The sequence below is a fragment of the Streptomyces sp. NPDC001348 genome (assembly GCF_053597535.1).
The window spans coordinates 51103-59771 of record NZ_JBSFIK010000015.1; the positions used below are offsets into that span (position 1 = coordinate 51103).

The window sequence follows — 8669 nt, forward strand, 5'->3', positions numbered from 1 at the left end:
ATGGCGGCGGCTGGTCCAAGGACGGCAGGACCCTCCCCGGCGCCCTCGACATCGAGTGGAACCCCTACGGTGCCGCCTGCTACGGCAAGTCCACCGGCGCCATGGTCAACTGGATCGCCGACTTCCTCGACACGTACAAGGCGCGCACCGGACGGGACGCGGTCGTCTACACGGCCACCAGCTGGTGGAGCCAGTGCACGGGCGACTACGGCGGCTTCGCGTCGGACAACCCGCTGTGGATCGCGAAGTACGCGTCGGACCCGGGGACGCTGCCGTCGGGGTGGGACTTCTACACCATGTGGCAGTACACCTCGTCCGGGCCGACGGTCGGGGACCACGACAGGTTCAACGGGGCGCTGGACCGGGTGGTCGCCCTCGCGAAGGGCTGACTTCACGGCCGGCGTGACGGCTGCCGGTGCCGGGCGGTGCCGGTGCCGGTGCCGGCCGGCGTGACGGCTGACGCACGGCGAGGGCCCGGGCCTCCCTCACGGGACCCGGGCCCTGCCTCTCCGGTCTCCGCGGGCGGAGCCCGCTATGGGCACCGCGTCACGCCGCGGCCGGAACCTCGGGCGTCGCGTCGCTGGTCGCGGGAGCGAGCGCCAGCTCCAGGACCTGGCGGACGTCGGTCACGGCGTGGACGTCGAGCTTGTCCAGCACCTCGGCCGGGACGTCGTCCAGGTCGGGCTCGTTGCGCTTGGGGATGATCACGGTGGTCACCCCGGCGCGGTGCGCGGCGAGCAGCTTCTGCTTCACACCGCCGATGGGCAGCACCCGGCCGGTCAGCGAGACCTCGCCGGTCATCGCCACGTCCGTGCGGACCAGCCGGCCGGACAGCAGTGACGCGAGCGCCGTCGTCATCGTGATGCCGGCGCTCGGGCCGTCCTTGGGGACCGCGCCCGCCGGGAAGTGGATGTGCACGCCCCGGTCCTTCAGGTCGGCGACGGGCAGTTCCAGCTCGGCGCCGTGGCTGCGCAGGAAGCTCAGCGCGATCTGCGCGGACTCCTTCATCACGTCGCCGAGCTGACCGGTGAGGGTCAGGCCCGCCGCGCCCGTCTCGGGGTCCGCGAGGGACGCCTCGACGTACAGGACGTCGCCGCCCGCGCCGGTCACCGCCAGGCCGGTGGCCACGCCCGGGACCGCCGTGCGCCGCTCGGCCGGGTCCTGGGCGGACTCGGGCACGTGGTGCGGCCGGCCGATCAGGTCCCGCAGCTCGCCGTCGGTGACGGTGAACGGCAGTTCCCGCCGGCCGAGTTCGTGCTGGGCCGCGACCTTGCGCAGCAGCCGGGCGATGGACCGCTCCAGGTTGCGCACGCCCGCCTCGCGCGTGTACTCACCGGCGAGCCTGCGCAGCGCGCTCTCGTCGAGGGTGACCTCGTCCTTGCCCAGTCCCGCCCGGTCCAGCTGGCGCGGGAGCAGGTGGTCGCGGGCGATGACGACCTTCTCGTCCTCGGTGTAGCCGTCCAGGCGGACCAGCTCCATGCGGTCGAGCAGGGCCTCGGGGATGGCCTCCAGGACGTTGGCGGTGGCGAGGAAGACCACGTCCGACAGGTCCAGTTCGACCTCCAGGTAGTGGTCCCGGAAGGTGTGGTTCTGGGCCGGGTCGAGCACTTCGAGGAGGGCGGCCGCGGGGTCGCCGCGGAAGTCCGAGCCCACCTTGTCGATCTCGTCGAGCAGGACGACCGGGTTCATCGAACCGGCCTCCTTGATCGCGCGGACGATCCGGCCGGGCAGCGCGCCGACGTACGTACGCCGGTGGCCGCGGATCTCGGCCTCGTCCCGGACACCGCCGAGGGCGACCCGGACGAACTTGCGGCCCATGGCGTGCGCGACGGACTCGCCGAGGCTGGTCTTGCCGACGCCGGGCGGGCCGACCAGGGCCAGTACCGCGCCGCCGCGCCGGCCGCCGATCACGCCGAGGCCGCGGTCGGCACGCCGCTTGCGCACCGCCAGGTACTCGGTGATCCGCTCCTTGACGTCCTCCAGGCCCGCGTGCTCGGCGTCCAGGACCGACTTGGCGCCCTGGATGTCGTAGGCGTCCTCGGTCCGCTCGTTCCAAGGGAGTTCGAGGACCGTGTCGAGCCAGGTGCGGATCCAGCTGCCCTCGGGCGACTGGTCGCTGGCCCGCTCCAGCTTGTCGACCTCCTTCAGGGCCGCCTCGCGGACCTTCTCGGGCAGGTCGGCGGCCTCGACACGGGCGCGGTAGTCGTCGGACTCCTCGCCGTCCTGTTCACCGTTCAGGTCGCGCAGTTCCTTGCGGACGGCCTCCAGCTGGCGGCGCAGCAGGAACTCGCGCTGCTGCTTGTCGACGCCCTCCTGGACGTCCTTGGCGATGGTCTCCGCGACGTCCTGCTCGGCGAGGTGGTCGCGCAACTGCTGGGTGGCGAGCTTCAGACGGGCGACCGGGTCGGCGGTCTCCAGCAGTTCGACCTTCTGGTCGGTGGTCAGGAACGGCGAGTAACCGGAGTTGTCAGCGAGGGCGGAGACGTCGTCGATGGCCTGGACACGGTCCACGACCTGCCAGGCGCCGCGCTTCTTCAGCCAGCTGCTGGCGAGGGCCTTGTATTCCTTGACGAGTTCGGCGACCTGACCCGGCAGCGGGTCCGGCACGCTCTCGTCGATCCGGGTGCCCTCGACCCACAGCGCCGCACCCGGCCCGGTGGTCCCGGCACCGATCCGCACCCGGCCGCGGCCGCGGATCAGGGCGCCCGGGTCACCGTCGGCGAGCCGGCCCACCTGCTCGACCGTGCCCAGCACACCCGTCTTGGCGTACGTCCCCTCGATGCGCGGCACCAGCAGCACCTTGGGCTTCCCCGGCTCCGAACGGGCGGCGGCCTGCGCGGCCTCCACCGCGGCCCGGACCTCGGAGTCGCTCAGATCCAGCGGGACCACCATCCCGGGCAGCACGACCTCGTCGTCGAGCGGCAGAACGGGCAGGGTGAGCGGTGTGGACGCCGTGGACTCAGCAGTCATGATCTCCCCTTCGGCAGTCAAATTGAGCTATGCCGACTCAATGCTCGTGAGCCTTCGATTGTTCCCCAAGGGGTGTTCGCTGTGAGCGATCATCAGGTGGCCACCGCGCGGGGCCCGTCGGAGGCGCGCGGACCCCGTCGGAAAAGCACTTGCCGCCCACCCCCGCATTCCCCGTACGGTGCAACGGATGACCGACACCGCGACGCTGCTCGCCGCCTACGACGCCCAGATACGCACGACGCCGCCGGTCCCGCCGCCCGGGATCACGCACGAGTACGACGGCAGGCTGCTGCGGATCGTCGGACTGTTCCGCGGCATCCTCAACGCGCCGCCCGACCTGGAGACGCGGGGACGTGAGCTGGACGAGCTGATCGCCCGGCAGCGGGACCACTTCGCGGCGCGCGGGGAGGCGGTGGAGTGGAAGGTCCGCGGCCACGACGCCCCGGAGGACCTGACCGACCGGCTGCGCGCGGCGGGCTTCGTACCCGAGGCCGAGGAGACGGTGCTGGTCGCCCCCGTGGCGGACCTGGACGTGCAGCGGCCCGAACTCCCGGACGGCGTCACCCTGCGCCGGGTCGGTGCCGACGCCGACATCCACCGGATCGCCGCGCTGCAGACCGCCGTCTGGGGGCAGGACATGAGCTGGCTCGCCGAGCACCTGCTGGCTCGGCTCGCCACCGCCCCGGACGACCTCGCCGTGTACGTCGCCGAGGCCGACGGCGAGATGGTCTGCGCGGCCTGGCTGTCCTTCCGCCCCGGCACCGAGTTCGCCGGCCTGCTCGGCGGCTCCACCCTCGAGGAGTGGCGGGGCAAGGGCATCTACCGCGCCCTGGTCGCCACCCGCGCCGCCCTCGCCGCCACCCGGGGCGTCACCTACCTCCACCTCGACGCGTCCGCCGACAGCGCGCGCGTCCTGCGGCGCCTGGGCTTCCGGGCGGTGACGACGGTCACCCCGTACGTGTGGTCGCCGAAGGGACGGGCCTGACGGCCGCGACTAGCGAGGGCGGCCCGGCCGGCCGGCCGCCCCGATCACCCTTGCGAGGGCGTCCCGCGCGTACTCCTCGTCGTACTCACCGCCCGTCAGCAGCACCTGCAGACAGATCCCGTCGAGCAGCGCGACCAGGGCGCGCCCGGTGCGCGGGTCGGTGCGCCGGGCCAGCAGCTCGGCGACCTCCTCGGTCCACTCGGCGGCGACGGGGCGCAGCGCGGGGCGGCGCAGCGCGGCGAGGTAGAGCTCGTATTCCAGTTCCGCGCCGGTGCGGTCGCCGTCCAGCCAGCGGCCGGTCAGCCGGGCCAGCTCGGCGGCGAGGTCGCGGCCGGGGTCGGCGAGGGCACCGCCGTCCTCCCGGACGACCTTGGCGAAGCCCTCGCTCGCCTGGCGAAGGGCGGCCACGAGGAGGTCGTCGAGGGTCTTGAAGTGATACGTGGTGGAGCCGAGCGGCACATCCGCCTCGGCCGCGGCGGAGCGATGGCTGAGCCCGGCGATCCCGGAGCGGGCCACCACCCGGATCGCGGCGTCGATGATCCGCTGCCGGCGCTCGGGGTCGTACCGCCGTGCCGCCGCCATCAGTGCGCCCCGCCCAGGTTGAGCAGCACGACACCGAGGATCACGAAGGCGATCCCGGCGACCTTGGCCGGCCCGGCCGGCTCGTCGAGGAAGACGACCCCGATCGCGGCGACGAGCGCGGTGCCCGCCCCGGCCCAGATCGCGTACGCGGTGCCGACCCGCATCACCTTCAGGGTCCGGGCGAGCAGCGCGAAGGCGACCAGATAGCCGGCCACCGTACCGAGTGAGGGCCACAGCCTGCTGAAGCCGTCGCTGTACTTCATGGCCGTGGTCCCGGCCACCTCCGCCGCGATGGCCCCGGCCAGCATTCCGTATCCCATGTGTACGAGTGTACGCATCGATGCGTACGGGTGTACACATGCGCGCGAGTCGGGCGGTGGTCGGTCAGGCGGCGGCGGGTCGGGCGGTGGTCGGTCAGGCGGCGGCGGGTCGGGCGGTGCGGGACCGCTGCCGACGCCTGACCTGCGGCCAGGTGGCCACTCCTATGGCCAGGGAGATCAGATGGCCCCAGTCGGTCATCGGGTCGGTGAACGCGATCAGGTCCCGGACCAGCATCCAGCCGACCAGGGCGAGCAACGGCCAGCGCAGCCACGGAGTGAGCAGACCGGCCAGCGAACCGACGCAGGCCGCCACGCCGAAGCTGATCCCGTAGTCCAGGCGGTGCAGGGAGCTGTCCGGCAGATGACCGGCCAGCACCGCGAGCCCGACGGGCACTTCGGTGGCGAGCGTGGCGAGGACGTGCCCGAGCAGGAAGACTCCGGCCGCGCACAGTCCGCCGGTCCGCCGCTCCAGCGCGGTCAGCACCAGCACGAAGCCGAGCGTGAACGGCGACAGCAGCCCGCCCGCGACCCACAGCGCGCTCGCCGGCAGCACCAGCATCGGCTGGCGCAGCAGATGGACGACATCCGTGCTGGAGCCCTGGTGCAGGGCGTGCACCAGGGACGGGTCGGCGTACTCGGCGATCAGGGAGGTGACGGCCAGCACGGCCGCGTAGCCGAGGGTGAACGGCGTGCCGGAGGGGGTGGGCAGCAGCCGCAGGAGGCGACGGGCCGGGGACCGGGCGGGGACCGGGCGGGCGGGAGGAACCGGCGCCGTGGCGCTTCCCGCCGCCGGAACGCGCTGGCGCGGCACGCCGTCGAGCGGCTCGGCCGTCCTCGCGGCACTCGCGGTCGGTTCCACGGTGAGGCGCTCCTTCCGTTCCGCCCCACCCTTCGTGTCGCACCAGTCGCTGTCTATGACCGACGCCACGCGGGAACGGATTCTCAGGAACCTCTCAAGATCCCCGAGACCGCGACGGGCGCCACGGCCGGCACCCGGCCCGGCACCGGTAATTCCCCTGCCCGCCAGGCCCCGTTCGGGCAGGATGACCAGGTGAACGACACCGACGAGACCCCCGTGGTCCTGGACCGCCGTGAGGGCCCCTACGGCGAGGTGGTCCTGCGCCGGCACGGGGAGTTACTGCAGATCATCGCCAACGGCTGCTTCCTGATGGACACCTCCGACGGCCGCTCGGAGCGGCTGCTCGTGGACGCCGCGTACGACGCGCTGGACGGGCGGCCGGAACCGGACGTGCTGATCGGCGGGCTGGGCGTCGGCTTCTCACTCGCACATGCCGCGGCCGATCCCCGCTGGGGCCGGATCACCGTCGTCGAGCGTGAACGCGCGGTCATCGACTGGCATCTCGACGGCCCGCTGTCCGCACTCTCCGCCACCGCCCTCGCCGACCCGCGCACCCGGATCGTGGAAGCCGATCTGCTGGACCACGTCAATGAGACATCCGCCACGTACGACGCCCTGTGCCTGGACATCGACAACGGACCGGGCTGGACTGTCACCGACGACAACGGTGGCCTGTACTCACCGGCCGGACTCGCGGGCTGCGCAGGGATCTTGAGGCCTGGCGGGGTGCTCGCGGTGTGGTCGGCGACGCCCTCCCCGGAATTTGAAGATACCTTGCGGAATGCCGGGTTCCAGCAGGTGCGTACCGAAGAGATCCCCGTTGCCCGGGGCGTTCCGGACGCCGTGCACCTCGCCGTAAGACCTGGATAGCAAAGGCGACGCGACTCCCCGTAATGTGCATCCCTGACGCGGATCATTCAAGCGTCAATCGCAACCATGCGCAGACCGAGGAACCACCCCACTGGTTCCGGAAAGCACCTCAGGGGCGGGCGATGGAGCAGACACACACCTCCCAGAACGGCGCGGCGGCCACCCCCGGCGCACAGCGCCGGGTCCTCGTGGTCGAGGACGACCCGACGATCGTCGACGCCATCGCGGCCCGGCTCCGCGCCGAGGGATTCCTCGTGCAAACCGCCGGGGACGGACCGGCCGCCGTCGACACCGCAGAGGCCTGGCAGCCCGACCTGCTGATCCTCGACATCATGCTGCCCGGCTTCGACGGCCTGGAGGTCTGCCGGCGCGTGCAGGCCCAGCGGCCGGTCCCGGTGATGATGCTGACCGCCCGCGACGACGAGACCGACATGCTGGTCGGGCTGGGCGTCGGCGCCGACGACTACATGACCAAGCCGTTCTCGATGCGGGAGCTGGCCGCGCGGGTGCACGTGCTGCTGCGCCGGGTGGAGCGGGCGGCGATCGCCGCGTCCACCCCGCGCTCGGGCATCCTGCGCCTGGGCGAGCTGGAGATCGACCACGCGCAGCGGCGCGTCCGGGTGCGGTCCGAGGACGTCCATCTCACGCCCACCGAGTTCGACCTGCTGGTGTGCCTGGCGAACACCCCGCGCGCGGTGCTCTCCCGGGAGCAGCTGCTGGCCGAGGTCTGGGACTGGGCGGACGCCTCCGGCACCCGTACCGTCGACAGCCACATCAAGGCGCTGCGCCGGAAGATCGGCGCGGAGCGGATCCGTACCGTGCACGGTGTGGGCTACGCCCTGGAGACCCCGACGCCATGAGCGACGGGCCGCCCGCACGGCGAGGCCCCGGGGATCCCTGGGGCGGCGTACGCCCGTTCTCGATCAAGACCAAGCTCGGCGCGCTGGTCGTCATCTCCGTGCTGATCACAACCGGGCTGTCGATGATCGCGGTGCACACCAAGACGGAGCTCCGCTTCATCACGGTGTTCTCGATGATCGCCACACTGCTGATAACGCAGTTCGTGGCGCATTCGCTCACCGCGCCCCTGGATGACATGAACACGGTGGCCCGGTCCATCTCGCACGGCGACTACACGCGGCGGGTGCGCGAGAGCCGCCGGGACGAGCTGGGCGACCTGGCCCAGACGATCAACGTCATGGCCGACGAGCTGGAGGCGCAGGACCGCCAGCGCAAGGAGCTGGTGGCGAACGTCTCCCATGAGCTGCGCACTCCCATCGCCGGTCTGCGGGCGGTGCTGGAGAACGTCGTCGACGGCATCGCCGAGGCGGACCCCGAGACCATGCGGACGGCGCTGAAGCAGACCGAGCGGCTCGGGCGGCTGGTGGAGACCCTGCTGGACCTGTCCCGGCTGGACAACGGCGTCGTACCGCTGCGCAAGCGGCGCTTCGAGGTGTGGCCGTATCTGTCGGGCGTGCTGAAGGAGGCCAACATGGTCGCCTCCGCGCGCGCCGGCATGGCGTCCGGCTCGGGCAACCACACCCGCAACGACGTCCACCTGCACCTCGACGTCTCCCCGCCGGAGCTGACCGCGCACGCGGATCCCGAGCGGATCCACCAGGTCGTGGCGAATCTCATCGACAACGCGGTCAAGCACAGCCCGCCGCACGGCCGGGTGACCGTGAAGGCACGGCGCGGGCCGCAGCCGGAGTCGCTGGAGCTGGAGGTCCTGGACGAGGGGCCCGGCATCCCCCGGTCGGACTGGCACCGGGTCTTCGAGCGCTTCAACCGGGGCAGTGCCGTACGGCGTCCGCACGGCCCGGGCAGCGACGGCGGTACGGGGCTCGGCCTGGCGATCGCCCGCTGGGCCGTCGACCTGCACGGCGGGCGTATCGGAGTGGCCGAGTCCGAACGGGGCTGCCGCATCCTGATCGTCCTGCCCGGGGAACGCTCCGCACCGGACTGACGCACGGCCGCTCATCACCGCGAAGGCCCGGCGGGGCCACTGGACCTGCCGGGCGCCGCCACCGCGGACCGCCCGGCGGGGCCGCTCGCCCACCCGTCACCACCACGGACCGCCCGG

The 8669-nt window shown here is 72.5% G+C and carries 9 protein-coding genes; 5 read left to right on the forward strand and 4 right to left on the reverse strand.

The window, feature by feature from the left end; all coding sequences use genetic code 11:
- The coding region (locus ACWC21_RS17840) for a GH25 family lysozyme (protein ID WP_450882771.1) at positions 1 to 389 on the forward strand (389 nt) is incomplete at its 5' end.
- A 157-nt stretch (positions 390 to 546) separates the two neighbouring features.
- Here the strand turns inward: ACWC21_RS17840 and lon are convergent.
- Complete coding sequence (gene lon, locus ACWC21_RS17845; RefSeq protein ID WP_450882773.1) at positions 547 to 2970, reverse strand: endopeptidase La; 2424 nt, start codon at positions 2968 to 2970, stop codon at positions 547 to 549.
- Between the two features lie 187 nt (positions 2971 to 3157).
- On the opposite strand from lon, the gene ACWC21_RS17850 reads away from it, so the two are divergent.
- Positions 3158 to 3955, forward strand: coding sequence for a GNAT family N-acetyltransferase (locus ACWC21_RS17850; protein WP_450882775.1), 798 nt, complete (start codon positions 3158 to 3160; stop codon positions 3953 to 3955).
- 9 nt (positions 3956 to 3964) lie between these two features.
- Here ACWC21_RS17850 and ACWC21_RS17855 read toward each other — a convergent pair whose 3' ends face one another.
- From ACWC21_RS17855 to ACWC21_RS17865, 3 genes are all read right to left on the reverse strand, one after another.
- The gene (locus ACWC21_RS17855; RefSeq protein ID WP_450882777.1) at positions 3965 to 4537 is read right to left on the reverse strand and encodes a TetR/AcrR family transcriptional regulator; all 573 of its coding nucleotides are present in this window, start codon (positions 4535 to 4537) and stop codon (positions 3965 to 3967) included.
- On the reverse strand, positions 4537 to 4857 hold the full coding sequence (locus ACWC21_RS17860) for a DMT family transporter (RefSeq protein WP_450882779.1): 321 nt from the start codon (positions 4855 to 4857) through the stop codon (positions 4537 to 4539). The genes ACWC21_RS17855 and ACWC21_RS17860 overlap by 1 nt, the downstream gene beginning before the upstream one ends.
- Before the next feature lie 94 nt (positions 4858 to 4951).
- Positions 4952 to 5716, reverse strand: a complete 765-nt coding sequence (locus ACWC21_RS17865; RefSeq protein ID WP_450882781.1) for a rhomboid-like protein — start codon at positions 5714 to 5716, stop codon at positions 4952 to 4954.
- A gap of 192 nt (positions 5717 to 5908) precedes the next feature.
- Here ACWC21_RS17865 and ACWC21_RS17870 point away from each other — a divergent pair, with 192 nt between their 5' ends.
- The 3 genes from ACWC21_RS17870 (at position 5909) to ACWC21_RS17880 (ending at position 8552) form a co-directional block, all read left to right on the forward strand.
- Positions 5909 to 6586 (forward strand): spermidine synthase, encoded by a 678-nt coding sequence (locus tag ACWC21_RS17870; protein ID WP_450882783.1) that lies wholly within the window; start codon positions 5909 to 5911, stop codon positions 6584 to 6586.
- A gap of 122 nt (positions 6587 to 6708) precedes the next feature.
- Positions 6709 to 7446, forward strand: coding sequence for a response regulator transcription factor (locus ACWC21_RS17875; RefSeq protein ID WP_450882785.1), 738 nt, complete (start codon positions 6709 to 6711; stop codon positions 7444 to 7446).
- Complete coding sequence (locus ACWC21_RS17880; protein ID WP_450882787.1) at positions 7443 to 8552, forward strand: sensor histidine kinase; 1110 nt, start codon at positions 7443 to 7445, stop codon at positions 8550 to 8552. Before ACWC21_RS17875 ends, ACWC21_RS17880 begins: the two co-directional genes overlap by 4 nt.
- Positions 8553 to 8669: the final 117 nt, after the last annotated feature.

Excerpts from the sequence above, each read along its gene's own strand:
- lon (WP_450882773.1), bottom strand. The coding sequence starts at position 2,970 with ATGACTGCTGAGTCCACGGCGTCCACACCGCTCACCCTGCCCGTTCTG.
- ACWC21_RS17850 (WP_450882775.1), top strand. The coding sequence starts at position 3,158 with ATGACCGACACCGCGACGCTGCTCGCCGCCTACGACGCCCAGATACGC.
- ACWC21_RS17855 (WP_450882777.1), bottom strand. The coding sequence starts at position 4,537 with ATGGCGGCGGCACGGCGGTACGACCCCGAGCGCCGGCAGCGGATCATC.
- ACWC21_RS17860 (WP_450882779.1), bottom strand. The coding sequence starts at position 4,857 with ATGGGATACGGAATGCTGGCCGGGGCCATCGCGGCGGAGGTGGCCGGG.
- ACWC21_RS17875 (WP_450882785.1), top strand. The coding sequence starts at position 6,709 with ATGGAGCAGACACACACCTCCCAGAACGGCGCGGCGGCCACCCCCGGC.
- ACWC21_RS17880 (WP_450882787.1), top strand. The coding sequence starts at position 7,443 with ATGAGCGACGGGCCGCCCGCACGGCGAGGCCCCGGGGATCCCTGGGGC.